The following is a 22113-nucleotide window of genomic DNA, read 5'->3' as shown; positions in this document are numbered from 1 at the left end:
GAACAGAACAAAAATCAAAACCGATCATTCGAAAAATAAATCTCTCCTTCACCTCCTAAAGAAAATTCAGAAAAAAGAAAAGTTATGAAATTCCCCATCCTGACTCCGGAAGAAGCCGCAGAACTTTTTTTCCACGATGCAAAATGTGGATTTTCCGGTTTTACCGCCCCCGGATCGCCTAAAGTGGTAACCCAGGCCATAGCAGCCAAAGCCGAAAAGCTTCATGCCGAAGGCCAGCCTTTCAAAATCAATATCATCACGGGAGCCTCTACCAGCGACAACTGTGACGGCATTCTCGCCCGTGCGAATGCCATCGGCAAGCGTACTCCCTATCAGAACCACCCGGATCTGCGCAAGCGCATCAATACGCATGACGCCCACTATTTCGACCTGCATCTTTCTGAAGCCGCTCAGAAGCTGCGCTACGGATTTTTCGGTGATCTCGATCTCGCGATCATCGAGGTGTCTGACATTCAGGATGACGGCACTGCAGTGGTAGGCACAGGCGTGGGCAACGTTCCCACGATAGCCCGCATGGCCAAGAAGATCATCATAGAGCTTAACGAAAAACTGCGCCACGCCCTCCACGGACTCCATGACATCTATCTTCCGCTCGATCCCCCCAACCGTGGCGAGATACCCATCTTCAAGGTAAGTGACCGCATCGGTTCTCCCGTGCTTAAGATCGACCCGGAAAAGATTGTCGGTGTGGTGATGAGCGACCACTATGAAGGTGTCAAGGCTTTCACTCCGCTTGACGAAACCACCAAGATGATCGGCGCTAACGTCTGCCGCTTCCTTATCGAGGAACTTCGTCGCGGCGGCATCCCCAAGAGCTTCCTTCCGCTTCAGTCCGGTGTGGGCAATGTGGCCAATGCTGTGCTCTACGGTCTTGCAGACGCAAAGGAGATTCCTCCGTTCGAAATGTACACCGAAGTAATCCAGGATGCTGTGATCGACCTTATGAAGCAGGGCCGCTGCAAATTCGGATCGACCTGCTCGCTGACCGTCTCCAACGATGTTGAGGACGAGGTCATCAGCAATATCGAGTTCTTTAAGGAGCACGTGGTTCTTCGCCCGTCGGAAATCTCCAACAATCCTGAGGTCATCCGCCGACTGGGGGTGATCTCCATGAACACAGCTCTTGAAGCCGACATCTTCGGAAATATCAACTCGACCCACGTGACCGGCACACGCATGATGAACGGTATCGGCGGTTCTGGAGACTTCACCCGCAACGCCTATATCTCAATTTTCTCCTGCCCGTCGATCACCAAGGAGGGCAAGATTTCAAACATTGTGCCTATGGTGTCACACGTAGACCATACCGAACACTCGGTAGATATCATTGTGACCGATCAGGGTATCGCCGACCTCCGCGGTCTTGACCCGGTTGAACGCGCCCATGAGATCATCAACAACTGCGCGCACCCGATTTACCGCGAACTGCTCAACGATTATCTGAAACTTAGCACCCGTGGCGGTCAGACTCCCCACACTCTCCACGCCGCACTCGCTTTCCACACCGAGTTCCTCTCGTCAGGCGACATGCGCAACGTGGACTGGTCGAAATTCGCTTAATCCACACCGACTGACGCCGCAGACTCCGCGGCACAGAGATCATAATCCAATCCGCCTTCGGTATCAAGAGTATGATGCCAAAGGCGGATTGCGTTTTTTTGCTGCAGTGGATATGACTCTTCATTTCAGTTACAAAGCTCGCTATGCTCTTTCAATTCAGAGCCATATCCATCTCAAATCTTTCGCTCAGATTTTAACTGTTGTTATGAAACACTCTCTTATCGGTTATTTGTAGCCGGATTGCGAGAGTGTGGTCTCGGAGTCGTAGAAGGCGGGAGAGAGGAGGTCGGGGAGCGCTATGGCGTGGCGGTCGAGCGTGGCGGATATTATGCGGTGGCCTATGAAGCGCCCTATGGCTCCTGGCGACCGGGGATTTATGGCTGAGGTGAACGGGGCCGGGCTTACGAGCATCGCCGCCAGCTGAGGATCGGTTGAGAATATCATTTTCTGTTCGGCCATTGTCTGCCAGACTCGATGCTCGTTGGAGTCAGCCCATTTCATCGCTTCGGTGTCATATCCAAGGGCCTGCTGCTCGCTGAGGCCGCAGATCTGCATGACGGCTTCTGTGACGGCTCCTTCATAAAGCATGCGTGAAAGTGCTGTAGGATATTCAGCGGAGGGGCGATAGGGATAATTGCCGCGGACTATGGCTTCAGCTATGTCAGGCAGGAGCCTTTCAGGGGTCTTGCTGGCGCGGATATAGTCAGGGAAGTAGGCGTAGGGCGGATAGTCTGAGCCTAAATAGTGGTTGAGGCCAAGGTAGAGGAGGGAGTCGACCGTGAAGACTGACTGATTGAACGGCGAGACTATGGCTATGACCGATGGAAAGCGATTGCCGGGAAAGAGTTTCTCAAAACTGAATCTCATGCGGCCCAAGCTGTTTTCAAGCGGCTGCATGTCATGCCAGACGGAGTCCATAGCCCGGTCATGCAGGCGGATGGCGGGATTGCGGTTGTAGACGTGGATTGCAGAGTCGGTCAGCTGACCGTAGCCGGAGAGAGAGAAGAGGGTGGCGGCTGCTGATTGCATGGCCGGATCTTCCGGCATGATGTCGGCCCGCAGGGCAAGGTCAAGGCGCCTGATCTCTACCGGTTCTCCTGCCCGGCTTCCGGAACATGATGATAGGAATGTCACCGGTATGGCAAGCATGACGGCCACATATATTATATATAAGGTGTAGTATTGTCTGACGGGAAGAATCATGGGGAGTATATGTACTGTTTAATTGTTCAAAAGTAGCTATTTTTTGCCATTAATGCACAAAATCGAGGCTGAGAAATGGCAATTAGGGATAGTTTTACTAACTTTGCCTAAAATTTGGCAAACCAGAAAATTCTACATGTCACTGTCACGAATCATAAAGCAGCTTCTACTTATACTGCTTCTGCCTGCATTGGCTCTGTCAGCCGAAGGCAAGGAGTTTACGGTAGTCATAGATCCCGGCCACGGAGGTAAGGATGCCGGAGCTCTCGGACGGAAGACAAATGAGAAGACCATAAATCTGGCAGTAGCCAAACAACTCAGAGATCTGCTGAGGTCAAACATGAACGATGTCAATGTCATCATGACACGCAGCAATGACACCTTTGTCACTCTTCAGGGACGTGCTGACATGGCCAACCGTAAGCATGCCGATATTTTCATTTCGATACATGCCAACTCGGTCGACAAGAAATCGCCGATGTTCACAAGCGTGAACGGAGCTGCGGTCTATACTCTCGGACTTCAGCGCAGCGAAACGAATCTCAGTGTAGCTATGCGCGAGAATGCAGTGATGAAACTGGAACCGGACTACTCGACGACCTATGAGGGGTTCGATCCGTCGTCGGCTGAAAGCTACATAGCGTTTGAGATGATGCAGCATGCCAATCTCGATCAGAGCATAGAGCTTGCGGAGGCTGTGCAGAATCAGCTTGTCAGAACGGCCGGCCGCAAGAACAACGGTGTGCGCCAGGCTCCTTTCTGGGTGTTGGTGCGCACGAGCATGCCGGCGATACTTGTGGAGCTTGATTTCATCTGTAATCCTGCTATGGAGAAGTTCATGGCTTCGGAGCAGGGACAGAAGAAGCTTGCACTGGCTATCTATCGCGGAATTGAAAAATACCGCAAGGTCGCTGACAAGCCGGCGGACTCACGGAAGGAACGAGTGGTGGCCGACTCAAGACCTGAGGAACTGCCGTCATCAGGCGCTGCGCAGTCAGGCTCTGAAACAATAGCCGGTAAAAAAGCTGAGAGCAAGGCCGCCGCCGCCGCTGCCGATGCCAAGGACAGAATTGTATATAAAATACAGTTCCTGACAGCCGGCTCGCCTCTGCGCAAGGGCGATTCGAGGCTGAAGGGTCTCTCGCCGGTTGAATATTATAAGGATGGAAATATGGTCAAATACACCTACGGATCATATTGCTCCCAGGCGGAAGCATCCAAAGAACTGAAAAAAATAAAGAAATCATTCCCTGACGCATTTGTCATCAAGACATGCAACGGGAAACGCATCAAATAACCCAGACTCATGAAAAAAATACGGACCAAGGAATTCATCATAGGTGCCAGTGTATTGCTGTCGCTGCTGATTCTCTTCTTCGGAATTGATTACCTCAAGGGTATCAATGTTTTTAAATCGGCCAATTACTATTACGCCTCCTACACGAATGTGGCAGGTCTGTCGCAATCGGCTCCGGTCACTCTCAACGGTTTCAAGGTGGGGCTTGTCAGAGAGATCAGCTATGAGTATGACAATCCCGGACATGTGGCTGTCGAGCTCAGTCTTGACAAGCAGCTGAAGCTTCCGGAAGGCACAAAGGCCGCTCTTGTCACCGACATGCTCGGCACTTCGAGCATTGAGCTGCAGATGGGCACAGGCAAGAATTTTTATGAGATCGGTTCTAAGATAGAGGGTGTGGTCAACGGAGGCCTGATGGACCAGCTCGGCGGAGACCTGATGCCGACTTTGGCCAGAATCGCACCTCACATCGACTCGCTTGTTGTTGCGCTGACCACCATAGCAAGTGATCCGGCTCTTCTAAGATCCGTGCAGCGCCTGGACGATATCATGGCTAACCTTGAAGTGTCGACCAAAAATCTTAACGCGGCTATGGCCGGCGTTCCGGCTTTGGTCAACACCGCCAACGGAACCATGACAAACGTGAAGGAGATCTCTGCCAATCTCACTCAGATCTCGGCGGCTCTCGCGGTGGTGTCAGAGGATCTCAAGACAATGCCTCTTGACTCGACAATGCGCAATATCAATAATATAACAGCCAATCTCGACCGCGCTACCCAGCAGCTCAACTCTACAAATTCGTCGCTCGGTCTGCTGCTCAACGATTCGGAACTTTATAACAATCTGAACAACTGTGCCGCGCATGTGGACAGCATTCTGATCGACCTTAAGAAGAAGCCCAAGCATTACATTCCGTCTATCAAAATATTCTGACACAGCGGCCTCAGTCAGAATAGAAATATACAGTAAAAAAAACTCCGTCGGTGCGAGAAAATGCACAGGCGGAGTTTTTTATCCGTAATGGTATATGAGTTTCTGGCGGTTGGTATGGCATCGATCCTCTGGTCTGCCTCAATCTTCAGTCGGGCGATTTCAGGAGGATGGATCGGAGGTCGTTGCGGGATATTACGCGAATTTCGGTCGGACCGTAGTCAATGAGGCCGCGTTCTTTCATGGAGTCGAGGGTGTTGATGAATGACGAGCGCTGCACGCCGAACAGTGAGTAGAGGTCTCGCTGGCGGCAGGCGAGCACTATGTCTTTGGCATCGCGCTGGGTGAGGGCGATGATCCAGAAGGCGATTCGTTCTTCAAGAGATCCTGATGTAAGAGCGACAACTCCGTCAATGGCTTTCTGGGCGTTGGTTGAAATGAAGTTAAGATAGTTGAAGAGGCAGACTTCATCGCTGCGGATAATGGAAATGAAGTCGTTTTTTTCGATTTCCATTATAGATACGGTGTCAATCGCTGTGACGGAGGCCGGGAAGAGGGTATTGCGCCCGAAGAGAAAGTCGGGAGAGATTACCGATGGCGCTTCGAGAGTCTGGCTTACAATGAACCGATCGGAGCTGTTGCGGATGGAGAGTCTGACTTTGCCGCCGATCACAAACATGAGTCTGGTGCAGGGATCGCCGGCCATGACTATTTTCTCGCCGGGCAGAAACTTGAGGAATGCAAGGCGGGTGCCGCCCACAATCTCAGATATACGGTTATAGCTCACGCCGTTAAACAGCGGAAGCCCCATAAGATTCTCATACATGCTGTTGAGTGCCATAGACGCTATGTTTTTATTTCTATCTATATTAACGGATTTTGGAAGAATTTAGTTTTTCCGTTCTATAGAATTGCCATTTGCCCGGTTACTTTCCGGAGTTTTCGCGGCGCATTTTGAAATAGAGCTGGGCGGAGTTGATGGTGTTCTGCCAGGCCACATAGGCTGCCGGGGCTACGGACGATACCGGATGTAGATAGGTGAGGGCCATCCATATGGCCAGGACCGTGTTTTTCTGGCCAAGTCCCTGTGCCCCTGCAATCTTGTCGCCGCCGCGGCGTCCGATCTTGCGTCCGATCCAGAATTGGGCGCAGCAGACTATGCCGGAAAATATGGCGAGGATGATCATTTCCGGGATGGCTTCAGTGGGCTCGTCCATGATGAAGCTGACGGCGCGTCCGACAACTATGAAGAGCGAGACAGCCCAGATGTAGAACGAGACGGCCTGCTTTTCGGCAACCGCGCGGTGGACTTTCGGTAAGATTTTAAGCAGACACAGCGCAAGCACGAGCGGGAGGATTATAAGCGGCATGACTTTGGCTGAGATTGTCAGCAGGGCGTCGGAGAAGGGGATGCCGGCATCGCTTCCCATGAGGGTGAAAATTACGGGGGCGAGCAGAGCGACCGCGATGTTGGATATTATAGAAAATGTAGCCAGGCGCGGCACACTGCCTCCGAGCATCCCGGTGATGACGGGTGCGGCTGTGGCGGTGGGACAGAAGACACAGATGAAGGTGCCTTGAGCCACATCGACGCTCATGGGGGCGATGATGAAATAGAGTGCCAGTGCTCCGATGATCTGCACGGAGAGCAGGCTCCACGACAGAGCTGTGATCCTGAATTCATGTGGTTTCACACGGCAGAATGTGATGAATAGCATGATGAAGATGAGGTAGGGGGCGATGAATTCAATCTGTACCATGAAGTCGTGGAAGAGCATCCCGGCTACCATTGCGATAGGGAGTATCCAGGGCTTGATGCGCTTGCGTAAAAGAGCGATGTTCATAAGTAACTTTTACTATCGGGGTGCAAAATTACCGAATTAATCCGGTAAAATTTGTATGTTTGCAATTTAAAACGAATTGAAAATTTTTATGGCAGACAATTATCTTGAAAAGCGGATGGAGGAATACCGAGCCGGGAAGCTGACTTCGAAAGGTGGAAAGACTTATGTGGCCCGGCAGCGTAAGGCCGGAGAATTTGTGGTGGCCTTTCCGCCAATGAGTGTGCTTGTGCTCTGCGAGGATGCCGCCCTCGTCAGCCGTGTGTGCAGCTGTTTCCGGAAAGCGGATTTCCAGGTGGCTTTCTGTATGACAGACCGACGTGAGGGGACTCGCATAGCCCAGAGTGCCGGATGTCGGTTCTATCCGGTGGACTCAGGCGATGCGGGGCAGCTCAACGGGGTTGTCGACGATCTGGCCGATCGTTGGGGTGCTGTCGATGTCGTGGCTGACCTGCGCGGGCTTACCGATGAAGAGTTTGGCGATTCGGCCTGCGAGGTGGCCTCGCTTCTTCTGCTGCATTCTCATCCTGATTTCAGGCTGATAGCTTCGACTGAACTGAATCTTTGAGGTGTGGATTTTTTTGATTACCTTTGTATGCTAATTTTCAATATAATTCAAAACAGTAAATAAACAAATCATTATATCATGGCTCTTCAATGTGGCATAGTGGGACTTCCCAACGTGGGCAAGTCAACATTGTTCAACTGTCTGTCAAACGCAAAAGCTCAGTCGGCCAACTTCCCGTTCTGTACTATCGAACCCAACGTGGGTGTGATCACCGTTCCTGACGCTCGTCTCAACAAGCTTGTCGACATGTGTCAGCCGCGTAGTGTGGTGCCTGCTACAGTCGAGATCGTGGATATAGCCGGACTTGTCCAGGGCGCGAGCAAGGGCGAGGGACTTGGCAACAAGTTTCTGGCGAATATCCGTGAGACGGATGCCATTCTCCACGTGTTGCGCTGCTTCGATGATGACAATGTGACGCATGTCCACAATACTGTGGATCCTGTCCGCGACAAGGAGATCATAGACTACGAGCTGCAGCTCAAAGATCTTGAGACTGTGGAAAGCCGTATGGCAAAGACTCAGAAGCAGGCTCAGACCGGAGGCGACAAGGTGGCCAAACTGCAGTATGAGGTGCTGAAGAAGTATCATGATGCGCTTTCGCAGGGCAAACCGGCGCGCACGGTGGAGCTGGAGACTGTCGACGAACAGAAATTCGCCCATGATCTTTTCCTGCTGACGAGCAAGCCGGTGATGTATGTCTGCAACGTCGATGATGCATCGGCTGTAGGCGGCAACAAGTATGTAGAGGCTGTCCGTGAGGCTATCAAGGACGAGAATGCCCAGCTGCTGATCGTAGCTGCCCAAACCGAGAGCGAGATAGCCGAACTTGACACCTTTGAGGAGCGTCAGGAGTTCCTGGCCGAGATCGGTCTTGAAGAGTCGGGTGTGGCCCGTCTGATCCGTGCGGCTTATGCGCTGCTCAATCTCCAGACATTCTTTACAGCCGGTGCCGATGAGGTCAGAGCCTGGACATTCATGCGCGGCAGCAAGGCTCCGCAGTGTGCCGGCGTGATCCATACCGACTTCGAACGCGGCTTCATCCGCGCGGAAGTGATCAAATATGACGATTATGTGGCTCTCGGAACTGAAAGCGCGGTGCGCGATGCCGGCAAGATGGCAATCGAAGGCAAGAATTACGTTGTCCAGGATGGTGATATCATGCACTTCCTGTTCAATGTCTGACCCGATATGAGGCTTCTGTAGCGGGGCGTTTCCGGCGCTGATGTCTGATCGCCCCGCAAACAGCCTCGTTCTATTTATCGAAAAATCTCTCTTTATCACGGTCTTCGGCTATCAGCCGAGACAAGATGCAATAGTTTACTTACCTGACAATACATAATTTCACGGAGTACCATGAAAAATACTCTTCTCGCTATCCTTTTTGGCGCGGCTGCCATTTCTGCTGCAGGCGCTGATGAAAATAACAGACTGAAACTGCACTATGACCGTCCTGCCGAGTTTTTTGAAGAGGCTTTGGTTATAGGCAACGGCAATCTCGGAGCCATAATCTATGGCGGAACTGCTGAAAACCGGATTTCACTTAACGATATAACACTCTGGACCGGTGAGCCGGAACGCGGAGTGACTACTCCCGATGCCTATAAGGCAATACCTGAAATCAGAGCGGCCCTTGACCGTGGCGACTATCGTGCGGCAGATTCTCTTCATCGTAAAGTGCAGGGACATTATAGCGAAAACTATCAGCCGCTGGGGCAGTTGACCATCAGTCACGAAGGTGTGGCGCCAAAGGTCAGCTCATATGAGCGGGAACTTGATCTGACGACAGCTATGGCCGCCAACAGGTTTAATGACGGAAAGGGGGAACTGAAAACCGACTATTTTGCCTCGGCCCCTGATTCGGTAATAGTGTTGAGGCTTTCGGGCGAGCATCCTTTTACCGCCACGCTCAGACTTTCATCGCAATTGCCTGCTAAGGTAACGTCTGATGCCCGCGGAGAGATCCGTTCGCTCGGCCACGCCGCCTATCTTTCGCTTCCGGGCTATACGTCGTTTGAAGAAAAACTGAAGTATGACCCTGAGCGTGGCACTAAGTTCTGCACTATTCTGAAAGCAGAAACCGATGGCGGTGAGATCATCGCCGAGGCTGACGGTGCGCTCAAACTCAAGAATGTCAGAGGAGCCGTCATCTATATAACCAATGTCACAAGTTTCAACGGCTTCGACCGTGATCCGGCCAAAGATGGCCGCGATTATGTGGCGCTTGCTGAAAAGCGTATCAAAAAAGCCGTGGCCAAGGGAGCTGATAGCATAAAGCGTGACCATATTGCAGATTATACATCGCTATTCTCACGCGTCAGCCTTGATCTCGGTGCGACGCCTGATTCTGTGGCTGTGCTCCCGACCGATGTGCAGCTGAAACGCTATACTGATCTTAAGGAGGTGAATCCCGACCTTGAGGAGCTGTATTTCCAGTATGGCCGTTATCTGCTGATCTCATGTTCGCGCACTCACGGAGTGCCTGCAAATCTTCAGGGGCTCTGGAATGAATATATCCTTCCGCCGTGGAGCAGTAATTATACCACCAATATAAATGTAGAGGAGAATTATTGGCCGGCTGAAATCACAGGTCTTGGCGAACTTCATGCCACCGCCTTGCTCCCCTGGATCAAAAATCTGTCGGCAAGCGGCAAACGCACGGCCCGTAATTATTATGGTGTGGACCGCGGATGGTGTCTCGCCCACAATTCAGATATATGGGCCATGACAAATCCTGTAGGGCTGACTGATGGTGATCCCACTTGGGCCAATTGGAACATGGGTGGCGCATGGCTCGCAAGCCATATCTGGGAACATTATCTCTTCGGGCAGGACAAGAAGTTTCTGGCTGAGTACTATCCGACTCTTAAGGGAGCTGCCGAGTTCTGCATCGGATGGCTCATTGAAAAAGACGGAAAGCTGATCACATCGCCCTCTACTTCGCCGGAGAACAACTATGTCACTCCCGATGGTTATGCCGGAGCCACATTCTATGGCGGAGCGGCTGACCTTGCCATGATCAGGCAGTGTCTGATGGATGCCCGTGATGCAGCCGAGGAGCTTGGCCTTGATTCGGACTTCCGCACAGAAGCTGATTCCGTGCTCCAGCGACTCTATCCCTATCAGATCGGACACAAAGGCAATCTTTCGGAGTGGTATTTCGATTGGGAAGACCGCGACCCTACTCACCGTCACCAGTCACATCTCTACGGACTCTTTCCGGGAAGGCATATCTCACCGGCCTCTACTCCGGACCTCGCGCGCGCATCCGCGCGTACATTGGAAATAAAGGGTGACAACACAACCGGCTGGAGCACCGGATGGCGTGTCAATCTGCTCGCCCGTCTGCTCGATTCAGAAGGAGCCTACCATATGTATCGCCGCCTGTTGCAATATGTGAGTCCTGACAATTATAAAGGATCGGATAAACGGAGTGGGGGAGGCACCTATCCTAACCTTCTTGATGCTCATGCTCCATTTCAGATTGACGGAAATTTCGGTGGAACAGCCGGCGTGGCCGAAATGCTGATTCAGTCAACTCCTGAAAGTATAGTCTTGCTGCCTGCTATTCCTGTCCAATGGTCCGATGGAAATGTTAAAGGTTTGCGTGCGCGTGGTGGATTCATAGTAGATATGGAGTGGCGAGGTGGAAAATTGTCATCCGCTACCATATATTCTCCGAATGGTGGATCTACCACAATAGTGCTTCCTGATGGCTCAAAAAAGGCCATAGAACTCAAAAAAGAGGGTAAAATCGCCCTTAAATGTTAAAATAGCGTTAAAATACTGCGAAATATTTGGAGGGAATTAGAGAAATGTCTACCTTTGCACTCTCTTTTGAGAAGCAAGGCCTGCAGCGGCAGACTGACAGAAGATATAACGCTGGAATTAGTAGGTTGGTTTGCCGATCAAATCCTAAGAAAGGTTAAAATCTTCAGAAAAATTTGCGAGATTCAAATAAAGGTTGTACCTTTGCAAAGTTTTCCACTGGCCGCCACGGCGATCGAGAAAGCAACGAGAGAACATTGAAAGATTTACAATAGACATGAAAGTAGTACAAGAGTCATTTTTAGGAAATGCACTCTGTCAATTTCAAAGTTAGATCGCAATAGATTGAACGGACATCCACTGACGGACCGGGCAGACATTCGGTTTTTGACGGTTGTTTCTGTGAAAGCAAAAGAAATAACAGAACAAACGGTCTGTATTTTAGCTTTGCTTTTTTTAATAAAGAAGAAAAGAAAAATATATAGACAACAACGAAGAGTTTGATCCTGGCTCAGGATGAACGCTAGCGACAGGCTTAACACATGCAAGTCGAGGGGCAGCGGGGAGGTAGCAATACTTCCGCCGGCGACCGGCGCACGGGTGAGTAACACGTATGGAACCTGCCCGTAGCAGGGGGATAAGCGGAAGAAATTCCGTCTAATACCGCGTAATAACTCCGAGAGGCATCTCATGGAGTTTAAAGGGTAACACCGGCTACGGATGGCCATGCGGCGCATTAGCTAGTTGGCGGGGTAACGGCCCACCAAGGCGACGATGCGTAGGGGTTCTGAGAGGAAGGTCCCCCACACTGGTACTGAGACACGGACCAGACTCCTACGGGAGGCAGCAGTGAGGAATATTGGTCAATGGGCGCGAGCCTGAACCAGCCAAGTCGCGTGAGGGAAGACGGTCCTATGGATTGTAAACCTCTTTTGTCGGGGAGCAAAAGACGCCACGCGTGGCGTTCCGAGAGTACCCGAAGAAAAAGCATCGGCTAACTCCGTGCCAGCAGCCGCGGTAATACGGAGGATGCGAGCGTTATCCGGATTTATTGGGTTTAAAGGGTGCGCAGGCGGAAGATCAAGTCAGCGGTAAAATTGAGAGGCTCAACCTCTTCGAGCCGTTGAAACTGGTTTTCTTGAGTGAGCGAGAAGTATGCGGAATGCGTGGTGTAGCGGTGAAATGCATAGATATCACGCAGAACTCCGATTGCGAAGGCAGCATACCGGCGCTCAACTGACGCTCATGCACGAAAGTGTGGGTATCGAACAGGATTAGATACCCTGGTAGTCCACACAGTAAACGATGAATACTAATTGTTCGGGGAGAATGATCCCTGAGTGATACAGCGAAAGCGTTAAGTATTCCACCTGGGGAGTACGCCGGCAACGGTGAAACTCAAAGGAATTGACGGGGGCCCGCACAAGCGGAGGAACATGTGGTTTAATTCGATGATACGCGAGGAACCTTACCCGGGCTCAAACGACACAGGAATACTTTTGAAAGGAGGTAGCTCTTCGGAGCCTGTGTCGAGGTGCTGCATGGTTGTCGTCAGCTCGTGCCGTGAGGTGTCGGCTTAAGTGCCATAACGAGCGCAACCCCCATCGCCAGTTACCAGCAAGTCAAGTTGGGGACTCTGGCGAGACTGCCGGCGCAAGCTGTGAGGAAGGCGGGGATGACGTCAAATCAGCACGGCCCTTACGTCCGGGGCGACACACGTGTTACAATGGCAGGTACAGAGAGAAGCAATGCGGCGACGCAAAGCGGAACTTGAAAGCCTGTCTCAGTTCGGATTGGAGTCTGCAACTCGACTCCATGAAGCTGGATTCGCTAGTAATCGCGCATCAGCCATGGCGCGGTGAATACGTTCCCGGGCCTTGTACACACCGCCCGTCAAGCCATGGAAGCCGGGAGTGCCTGAAGTGTGCAACCGCAAGGAGCGCCCTAAGGTAAAACTGGTGACTGGGGCTAAGTCGTAACAAGGTAGCCGTACCGGAAGGTGCGGCTGGAACACCTCCTTTCTGGAGCGGAAACAACGCCAAGCGTCAGTTTCCCGAAACTCCCGGACCGGAGATGTCCGCAGCGACTGACTTATGAAAAGAGTGACAAGCCGGAAGATGCTCCGGTACTGCTTTCAGCGTTCTATTGACCTTATAACCGGAATTTTTTTCCGGCTAAAAGGGGGATTAGCTCAGCTGGCTAGAGCACCTGCTTTGCAAGCAGGGGGTCAACGGTTCGAATCCGTTATTCTCCACTCAAAAAAGAGGACATTGACATATTGGAAGCGAAGAAGATACAATCTTCAAGCAAACACAACGAGTAAATCAAATCAAGCGAAACACGAGGTAACAAACTTCGCGTTTCTGAAATCAGACAAAAGACTGAACAATTTCAGAGAGCGAGCCGCGTGATGTTCGAACCGATTGAAAACTAAGGTCATAAAGAAAGGAGAGAAGGGCACATGAAGGATGCCTGGGCTCTCGGAGGCGACGAAGGACGTGATAAGCTGCGATAAGCTGCGGGTAGGAGCAAATATCCCTTGATCCGCAGATTTCCGAATGGGGCAACCCACTGCCCGAACAGGCAGTATCTTCCGAATGGAAGAAGCGAACTTGGGGAACTGAAACATCTCAGTACCCAAAGGAAAAGAAAATAACCCAATGATTGCGCCAGTAGTGGCGAGCGAACGCGCAAGAGCCCAAACCGGCGGTGTTCAGGCACTGACCGGGGTTGTAGGACCGTCAGCAAATGGACAGTTTGAAGTTAGCCGAAGCCTCTGGAAAGGGGCGCCGCAGCGGGTGACAGCCCCGTAGGCGAAAACAGACGACTGACAGAGACGGCACCTGAGTAAGCCGGGACACGAGAAATCCTGGCCGAATCCGCGGGGACCATCCCGTAAGGCTAAATACTACCGAGAGACCGATAGCGAACCAGTACCGTGAGGGAAAGGTGAAAAGAACCTCGAACAGAGGAGTGAAACAGACCCTGAAATCATGTGCCTACAAGCGGTCGGAGCTGCTTCGTGCAGTGACGGCGTGCCTTTTGCATAATGAACCTACGAGTTACCGTCGTTGGCGAGGCTAAGTCCACGGATGGACGGAGCCGAAGCGAAAGCGAGTCAGAATATGGCGCAATCTAGTCAGCGGCGGTAGACGCGAAACCAAGTGATCTACCCTTGGGCAGGTTGAAGGTGGGGTAACACCCACTGGAGGACCGAACCGGTAAGCGTTGAAAAGCTTTCGGATGACCTGAGGGTAGGAGTGAAAGGCCAATCAAACTTGGAGATAGCTCGTACTCCCCGAAATGCATTTAGGTGCAGCCTCGGGCGCAGTACCGTGGAGGTAGAGCGACTGATAGGATGCGAGGGCTTCACCGCCTATCAAGTCCTGACAAACTCCGAATGCCACGGCACGATCCCCGGGAGTGAGGGCGCGGGTGCTAAGGTCCGCGTCCGAGAGAGGAACAACTCAGACCACCGTCTAAGGCCCCCAAATCCGGGCTAAGTTGAAGACAATAACGAGGTGGGATTGCAAGGACAGCTAGGATGTTGGCTTGGAAGCAGCCATTCATTTAAAGAGTGCGTAACAGCTCACTAGTCGAGTGATCCCGCATGGATAATAATCGGGCATAAGTCCGGTGCCGAAGACGTGGAATTGACGGTTCATCCGTCGATTGGTAGGGGAGCATTCCGGTAGCCGCAGAAGGTCAGGCGCGAGCCTGGCTGGAGGTCCCGGAAAAGCAAATGTAGGTATAAGTAACGACAAAGGGGGCGAGAAACCCCCTCGCCGCAAGACCAAGGGTTTCTGATCAACGCTAATCGGATCAGAGTCAGTCGGGACCTAAGGCACAGCCGCAAGGCGCAGCCGATGGAAGAAACGGTCAACATTCCGTTACTCCCTTCAGGAGTGACGTGGAGACGGAGAAGTGACACTCCCGCGTGCTGACGGAATAGCACGTTAAACCGCGTAGGTATATCTGAGGCAGGCAAATCCGCCTCAGATGCTGAAACGGGACAGTACGGAGAGCCCCCGTGGCAATCCGACAGCGGAGGTAATCAGGCTCCCAAGAAAATCCGCTAAACTTAATCCTGAAGGGACCCGTACCCCAAACCGACACAGGTGGTCGGGTAGAACATACCAAGGCGCTCGAGAGATTCACGGTTAAGGAACTAGGCAAATTGACCCCGTAACTTCGGGATAAGGGGTCCCCTCCTTCACGGGAGGGGCGCAGAGAATAGGTCCAGGCAACTGTTTAACAAAAACACAGGGCTGTGCGAAATTGAAAGATGAAGAATACAGCCTGACACCTGCCCGGTGCCGGAAGGTTAAGAGGAGATGTCATCGCAAGAGAAGCATTGAATTGAAGCCCCGGTAAACGGCGGCCGTAACTATAACGGTCCTAAGGTAGCGAAATTCCTTGTCGGGTAAGTTCCGACCTGCACGAATGGTGTAATGATCCGGACACTGTCTCAACCGTGAGCTCGGTGAAATTGTAGTATCGGTGAAGATGCCGATTACCCGCAACGGGACGAAAAGACCCCGTGAACCTTTACTGCAGCTTAGCACTGTGACCGGGTGTGCGATGTGTAGGATAGTCAGGAGACAGAGAATCGGTGACGCCAGTCATCGTGGAGTCGACGTTGAAATACTGACCTTTGCACATCTGGTTTCTAACGCGCATCGGCGCGGACACTGCTTGGTGGGTAGTTTGACTGGGGTGGTCGCCTCCAAAAGCGTAACGGAGGCTTCTAAAGGTGCGCTCAGGCCGATTGGTAACCGGCCGCAGAGTGTAATGGCACAAGCGCGCTTGACTGAGAGACAGACAAGTCGAACAGGTAGGAAACTAGAGCATAGTGATCCGGTGGTTCCGCATGGAAGGGCCATCGCTCAAAGGATAAAAGGTACTCCGGGGATAACAGGCTGATCCCTCCCAAGAGCTCATATCGACGGAGTGGTTTGGCACCTCGATGTCGGCTCGTCACATCCCGGGGCTGGAGAAGGTCCCAAGGGTTAGGCTGTTCGCCTATTAAAGTGGCACGCGAGCTGGGTTCAGAACGTCGTGAGACAGTTCGGTCTCTATCTGTTGTGGGCGCAGGAGATTTGCGAGGCCCCGACACTAGTACGAGAGGACCGTGTTGGACCGACCTCCGGTTTACCGGTTGTTCCGCCAGGAGCACCGCCGGGTAGCCGCGTCGGGTAAGGATAAGTGCTGAAAGCATCTAAGCACGAAGCCCCCCTCAAGATAAGATCTCCACATAAGGGCCGTTTAAGACGAAGACGTAGATAGGTCGCAGGTGCAGGTGCGGTAACGTACACAGCCGAGCGATACTAATCGCCCAAACCCTTTCTTGGGAGCAATCCCAAACAAACAAAAACAATTTCAGCCGGCAGAACATCAAAGCAACGGCAAACGATAACAAAGCCTCTGGTTCAGTTCAGAGCGTCTGAAATACAAACTCGCGAGATAGCTGAAGAACATCAGCTTCGCTTCCAGTCACCTCTTTTTTAACGATACTAAGGTGGCCATAGCGTGAGGGCTCCACCTCTTCCCATTCCGAACAGAGAAGTTAAACCTCACCACGTCGATGATACTACGAAAGTGGGAAAGTAGATAACCGCCCCCTCTAAACCGCGGACCGGATCCTGTCACAGAGACAGCTTCCGGCCCGCTTTTTTTATATCCCTCCGCCCATCGGAAAAATCCGCGGACCCGTAATTTTTACCGAATCATTGTTATTTATTCACAGCTGGAATAAGGATGGTTCCGCTCATGGGATATAAATTTTGAATTATGTTTTTGTGGCGGCTTGGGGATTCTCACGGATTTTGCCTAAATTTGTATCGGGAATGGTTTTATCTGTCCCAAATGAAATTAAAAAAATATTATTTTACAATTTAGAATCCTGTGATGACATGAATTTTAGACGGCGATTCAGACAGTCGGTAGTGGCTTTTGCATTAGTTTTGCCTTTTGCGGTTTCTGCTGAACTTCCGATGAATTATGAGGGAGAGTTCAGTGTGGGAGCCGGAAGCGGTGATTTTGCGCCGTTTTATATTTCGTCGTTGCGTCACGGGCGTTTCACTCAGGCTGACAATGTGCAGGCGGAAGCCCGTCTTTGGCATGACATGGACTATGACCGGCGTTTTTCGTTCGGTTTCGGGTTTGACGTGATAGGCGGTTACTCTTCTGCGGTGAGCTATGAGCGCTATGACCGGGAAAGTAATTCATGGTTTTATCATTCAGAGCGTCCTTCAATGCTGAGAGTCCAGCAGCTTTACGGCGAAATAAAATACCGCGGGGTGTTTGTCGAAGCCGGGATGAAGGAGCATGATTCTCCTATTCTGCCTCAGTCGCTGACGAGCGGAGATCTGGTGGAGAGCGGAAACGCGAGACCGATTCCGCAGATAAGAGCCGGTTTCTGGGATTTTCAGAACATACCTTTCACTAATGGCTGGATGCAGATTTCCGGTGAGGTGGCATTTGGCAAAATGATGGATAGTTCATGGTGGCGTGATCATTATAACTATTATTCCTATCATATCTGCGAGAACGAGCTTTATAATTACAAGCGATGCTATTTCCGCACTAAGCCGACTGAGCGGCTGTCTGTTACGTTCGGTATGCAGGCCGTTGCCGTTTTCGGGGGCACGAACCGTTACTATCGGCGCGGAGAACTTATACTTGAAGACAAATATCCGGCAGGGATAAAGGAGTTTTTCATGATGCTACTTCCTTCGAAAGACGGAGGTGAGGGATTTGTGTCAGGAAACCATCTCGGCACATGGGATATCAAAGCCAGATATGCTTTTGCCAATGGATCCGAACTATCGGCTTACTGTTCCTGGCTTTGGGAAGATGGCTCCGGCATAGGTAAACTCAACGGCTGGGATGGCCTCTGGGGTCTTGGCTATAAGGCAAAATCGAAAGGTTTGGTAAGTGGTGCCGTTGTGGAATATCTTGATTTCACGAATCAGAGCGGGCCTATACATTTTGCTCCGGTTGACAATCCGGGAACCACAGTGCCTGACCATGTTTCAGGTGCTGATGATTATTATAACAATGCCTCGCATAACTCATATGCCTACTACGGACAGTCGTTAGGCACACCGGCCATCATGGCGCCGATCTATAACCGCGACGGCTACCCCGGCTTCATCGCCAACAGTCTGCGTGGTTTCCACATCGGAGTGGAGGGTGAGCTGGGCGGTGATATCAGTTATAGACTGAAAGGGGGCTACCGCAAAGCGTGGGGAACCTCGAAGGCTATGCTGAAAACTCCGATCCATGAAACGGCGGTTATGCTGGAGGCGAACTGGCATCCGGCTACGCTTGTCAAAGGACTTAGCCTTAACATGCAGGTTGAGCTTGACCGAGGTACGATGCCCGGAAATGCATTCGGCGCTCTTGTAGGGATCAAATATAAAATAAGCAGACAGAAATGAGACACAGACTGACCGATATATTTATTGTGTTGCTGCTGGTGCTTGTCACATGCGGCTGCACCCGGAATGATGGCGACATTGGCGATTATTTCGGCGAATGGCGTCTTGAAAAGCTTACTGCTGACGGAGAGGCCCTGCCGCTTTACACCGATGGAAGCGGTGTTGAGCTTTATACTTGGGCGTTTCAGGGCAAGATCATTCAGATTGTGGAGATGTTGCCCCGTCATGAATATGTGGAACATACCGGTTCATGGCGTGAAGAAAATGATGTGCTTGAATTGAATTTCAGCTACAGTGATGACGAGCCGGGCCACGAGCCGGGCTATAGGGCGCCGGCTGCGTTGCATCTGGTGAGCGATGGCATAACACGTCTGCACATCGACCGGTTTAAAAACCATCGTATGGTGCTCTCATATATCGGAGCTGACGATGTCACATATACATATTATCTAAAAAGACCCTATTAACACAGACATTATATATACAATAAGAGATATGGATAAGGCAAAAACAAGAGTGCTCGTTACCGGAGCCGACGGATTTATCGGCTCTCATCTGACCGAGATGCTGCTGGCCGAAGGCTACGCAGTCAGAGCGCTTAGCCAGTATAATTCATTCAACAACTGGGGCTGGCTTGAAGAAGTAAGCAGCCCGGATCTTGAAGTAGTCACAGGCGATGTCAGAGACCCGAATTTCTGCCGCCATATTACCGAAGGCTGTGACACAGTCTATCATCTCGCCGCACTGATTGCGATTCCCTACAGCTATGTAGCGCCTGACAGCTATGTCGACACTAATATCAAGGGAACGCTCAATATGTGTCAGGCCGCCCGCGACTGCGGGGTGCGCCGTCTGATTGTAACCTCGACCAGTGAAGTTTACGGAACGGCAAAATATGTGCCTATCGACGAGTCCCATCCGCGTCAGCCGCAGTCGCCCTACAGCGCTACAAAGATCGGAGCCGATGCCATAGCACTCAGTTTCTACAACGCATTCAGACTGCCGGTTGTGATTGCGCGTCCGTTCAACACTTACGGTCCGCGTCAGAGCGCCCGTGCCATAATTCCTACGATCATCACTCAGATCGCATCCGGAATGCGTGAGATAAAAGTGGGCGATCTCACACCTACACGTGATTTCAATTTCGTAAAGGATACGGCAGCGGGTTTCATTGCGCTCGGCCGCGCAGAGGACATAGAAGGCCGAGAGATCAACATTGCCACCGGCACAGAGGTCACCATGCGCGAAACGCTTGAAACAATAGCAAGGATCATGGGCGAAAAGGTAGACTATGTGACGGATCCGCAGCGTCTGAGACCCTCAGGCAGCGAAGTGTTCAGGCTTTGCGGTGACAACAGTCTGATAACATCTCTGACTGACTGGCGTCCGCGCTACAGCCTGGAAGACGGACTGCGCGAGACGGTGGAGTGGTTTACCAAGGGTGATAACCTGTCGAAATACAAGAGCGGTATCTATAACGTCTGAGGCTTATGGCAGAGGGTAAAAAGAGAATCAATATCCTTTTTCTCGGAGGAGCCAAACGGGTTTCTTTCGGGCGAAAACTCATAAAGGCCGGAAACCGGATGGGGCTTGAGATCGGAATCTACAGCTATGAACTTGAAGCTGAAGTGCCCGTAGCGCTCATAGGCGGTATAATCATTGGTCGCCGTTGGGGTGCGCCTGACATACTTGATCATATCCATCAGATTGTCGGAGCCTATCATATCGATGTGCTGTTGCCGTTTGTCGACGGTGCGATCTCGATAGCCGGGGCCTATGTGGCCACCTACGGCGATGCGTGGTCACCGGTTGTCAGACCGGGGCTGGCCGAGACTCTGTTTGACAAAGTGCTTTCAGCCTGTGCTTTCGAGAGCGCAGGTCTGAAAATACCGACAACATATCGTGGAGGCAAGCCTGTGTTTCCTCTGATAGCCAAGCCGCGGCGCGGATCGGCTTCCAAGGGAATTGAAGTGCTGAACGGAATAAGCGATTTCCGCCGGCTCCAGAATGTCAGTGACGAATATTTGCTTCAGACATATTATCCGAAGAGAGAGGAATACACTGTTGACTGCTATATCACACAGAAAGGCGAAACCCTGTGCGTGAGCCCGCGGCGCAGACTCGAAGTGGTAGGCGGCGAAGTTTCCAGAACGGTTACAGTCGATGATCAGGATATCTTTGAATCCTCACGTCAGGCTGTAGAGCGTCTCGGACTGCGCGGAGCCGTGACCCTGCAGTATCTGCGTGACCTTGAAAGCGGCCGGCTGATGCTTATGGAGATCAATCCGCGGCTTGGCGGCGGAGTGGTATGCTCGGTCCATGCCGGAGCCGATATTCCGGCGATGATTCTTGCGGAAGCTTGCGGGCAGCCTTATGACGGCAGCCGTGAAGTCAGAAGCGGAGTAATGATCTGCCGCTACTTTGAAGAAGCGGTATTTGATGTTAAAAAAAATTTCCATTGACTGTATGAACGACGCAGAAAAAATAATCATCATAGCCGAGGCCGGCGTAAATCACAACGCCTCGATGGAAATGGCGCGCAGGATGGTGGTGGAAGCCGCCCGTGCGGGAGCGGATTATGTCAAATTCCAGACTGCGGTGCCTGAACTGGTCATCTCATCGATAGCCCCCAAGGCTGAGTATCAGAAAGAGACCACCGGAGAGGCCGAATCACAGCTTGAGATGTGTAAGGCAATCCATCTGCCTCTTTCGGCCTATCCTGAACTGGCAGCACTCTGCCGCGAGGAAGGCATCGGTTTCATGAGCACTCCGTTTGACCTTGTGAGCATCGACTCCCTTGCGTCTCTTGATATGGACTACTGGAAAATTCCTTCCGGCGAGATAACCAATCTGCCCTATCTGCGCAAGATCGCTAAGACCGGCGGCAAGGTGATACTTTCGACCGGAATGTCGACCATTGACGAGGTAGCAACCGCAGTCGATATCCTCGAAACCGGAGGCATAAACCGCAAAGACATCATATTGCTGCATTGCACAACCCAGTATCCTACACCTTACAGCGATGTGAATCTCAAAGCTATGGACAGTCTGCGCCGGCTGAACACCGGTGGCGTGGGCTATAGCGATCACACACTTGGAATCGAGGTTCCTGTCGCGGCCGCCGCACTTGGCGCAAAGGTGATAGAAAAGCATTTTACACTTGACAAAAATCTGCCCGGACCAGACCACCGCGCCTCGCTCGATCCGGCTGAGCTCGCCGAGATGGTAAAGGCCGTGCGCCATATAGAAAAAGCGCTGGGCAGCGGCGTGAAGGCCGTGGCAGACTCGGAGCGACCGAATATAGAAGTAGCCCGCAAGAGCATAGTCGCCGCCCGAACCATTGTCAAGGGTGAGATGTTCACAGAAGAGAACATTACGGTCAAGCGCCCCGGCAATGGCATCAGCCCTATGCAGTGGGATAGTGTGATCGGCCAGGTGGCCAAAAAGGATTTCGCATATGATTCTCTGATCGAACTGTAGCGCTGC

14 protein-coding genes, 1 tRNA gene and 3 rRNA genes are annotated in these 22113 nt (G+C 51.8%); 15 read left to right on the top strand and 3 right to left on the bottom strand.

Going from position 1 to position 22113, the window contains the following annotated elements; all coding sequences use genetic code 11:
- The first annotated feature begins 84 nt into the window (after positions 1 to 84).
- Positions 85 to 1581: a succinate CoA transferase gene (locus E7745_RS12920; protein WP_107031339.1), complete on the top strand. Its 1497-nt coding sequence runs from the start codon at positions 85 to 87 to the stop codon at positions 1579 to 1581.
- 225 nt (positions 1582 to 1806) lie between these two features.
- Here the strand turns inward: E7745_RS12920 and E7745_RS12915 are convergent, their stop codons facing one another.
- On the bottom strand, positions 1807 to 2784 hold the full coding sequence (locus E7745_RS12915; RefSeq protein ID WP_107031340.1) for a hypothetical protein: 978 nt from the start codon (positions 2782 to 2784) through the stop codon (positions 1807 to 1809).
- 136 nt (positions 2785 to 2920) lie between these two features.
- Here E7745_RS12915 and E7745_RS12910 point away from each other — a divergent pair, with 136 nt between their 5' ends.
- On the top strand, positions 2921 to 4081 hold the full coding sequence (locus E7745_RS12910; RefSeq protein ID WP_136409001.1) for an N-acetylmuramoyl-L-alanine amidase: 1161 nt from the start codon (positions 2921 to 2923) through the stop codon (positions 4079 to 4081).
- A 9-nt stretch (positions 4082 to 4090) separates the two neighbouring features.
- Positions 4091 to 5014 (top strand): MlaD family protein, encoded by a 924-nt coding sequence (locus E7745_RS12905; protein ID WP_136409000.1) that lies wholly within the window; start codon positions 4091 to 4093, stop codon positions 5012 to 5014.
- Between the two features lie 145 nt (positions 5015 to 5159).
- Here E7745_RS12905 and E7745_RS12900 read toward each other — a convergent pair whose 3' ends face one another.
- Both E7745_RS12900 and E7745_RS12895 read right to left on the bottom strand, forming a co-directional pair.
- Positions 5160 to 5852 (bottom strand): Crp/Fnr family transcriptional regulator, encoded by a 693-nt coding sequence (locus E7745_RS12900; RefSeq protein ID WP_123398999.1) that lies wholly within the window; start codon positions 5850 to 5852, stop codon positions 5160 to 5162.
- 85 nt (positions 5853 to 5937) lie between these two features.
- The gene (locus E7745_RS12895) at positions 5938 to 6855 is read right to left on the bottom strand and encodes a transporter (RefSeq protein WP_136408999.1); all 918 of its coding nucleotides are present in this window, start codon (positions 6853 to 6855) and stop codon (positions 5938 to 5940) included.
- Positions 6856 to 6943: 88 nt separating this feature from the next.
- On the opposite strand from E7745_RS12895, the gene E7745_RS12890 reads away from it, so the two are divergent.
- The 12 genes from E7745_RS12890 to neuB all read left to right on the top strand — a co-directional run bounded on the left by E7745_RS12890 (position 6944) and on the right by neuB (position 22107).
- Positions 6944 to 7420, top strand: a complete 477-nt coding sequence (locus E7745_RS12890; protein WP_107031345.1) for a hypothetical protein — start codon at positions 6944 to 6946, stop codon at positions 7418 to 7420.
- Between the two features lie 78 nt (positions 7421 to 7498).
- Positions 7499 to 8602 carry a redox-regulated ATPase YchF gene (ychF, locus tag E7745_RS12885; protein WP_107031346.1) on the top strand — a complete coding sequence of 368 codons (1104 nt, stop codon included), beginning with the start codon at positions 7499 to 7501 and terminating at the stop codon, positions 8600 to 8602.
- A gap of 171 nt (positions 8603 to 8773) precedes the next feature.
- Entirely contained in the window at positions 8774 to 11188 is a 2415-nt protein-coding gene (locus tag E7745_RS12880; RefSeq protein WP_136408998.1) for a glycoside hydrolase N-terminal domain-containing protein, read from the top strand.
- Between the two features lie 485 nt (positions 11189 to 11673).
- Positions 11674 to 13206 (top strand): 16S ribosomal RNA (locus tag E7745_RS12875).
- Between the two features lie 159 nt (positions 13207 to 13365).
- A tRNA-Ala gene (locus E7745_RS12870) sits at positions 13366 to 13439 on the top strand.
- Positions 13440 to 13626: 187 nt separating this feature from the next.
- Positions 13627 to 16536 (top strand): 23S ribosomal RNA (locus E7745_RS12865).
- A 163-nt stretch (positions 16537 to 16699) separates the two neighbouring features.
- Positions 16700 to 16808, top strand: a 5S ribosomal RNA gene (gene rrf, locus E7745_RS12860).
- The 16S, 23S and 5S rRNA genes sit together here with 1 tRNA gene alongside, the layout of an rRNA operon.
- A 289-nt stretch (positions 16809 to 17097) precedes the next feature.
- The gene (locus E7745_RS12855; RefSeq protein ID WP_168182139.1) at positions 17098 to 18627 is read left to right on the top strand and encodes a capsule assembly Wzi family protein; all 1530 of its coding nucleotides are present in this window, start codon (positions 17098 to 17100) and stop codon (positions 18625 to 18627) included.
- Entirely contained in the window at positions 18624 to 19094 is a 471-nt protein-coding gene (locus tag E7745_RS12850) for a lipocalin-like domain-containing protein (protein ID WP_123399193.1), read from the top strand. Before E7745_RS12855 ends, E7745_RS12850 begins: the two co-directional genes overlap by 4 nt.
- Positions 19095 to 19122: 28 nt before the next feature.
- Entirely contained in the window at positions 19123 to 20112 is a 990-nt protein-coding gene (locus tag E7745_RS12845) for an NAD-dependent 4,6-dehydratase LegB (RefSeq protein ID WP_136408996.1), read from the top strand.
- Between the two features lie 5 nt (positions 20113 to 20117).
- The gene (locus E7745_RS12840; protein WP_136408995.1) at positions 20118 to 21089 is read left to right on the top strand and encodes an ATP-grasp domain-containing protein; all 972 of its coding nucleotides are present in this window, start codon (positions 20118 to 20120) and stop codon (positions 21087 to 21089) included.
- 4 nt (positions 21090 to 21093) lie between these two features.
- Complete coding sequence (gene neuB / locus E7745_RS12835; protein WP_136408994.1) at positions 21094 to 22107, top strand: N-acetylneuraminate synthase; 1014 nt, start codon at positions 21094 to 21096, stop codon at positions 22105 to 22107.
- Positions 22108 to 22113 lie beyond the last annotated feature (6 nt).

Origin of the sequence: Duncaniella sp. C9 (assembly GCF_004803935.1) — a bacterium.
Classification (GTDB): Bacteria; Bacteroidota; Bacteroidia; order Bacteroidales; family Muribaculaceae; genus Duncaniella; species Duncaniella muris.
Note: the sequence above shows the minus strand (reverse complement) of the source record. Positions and strands in the feature narration are given on the sequence as shown.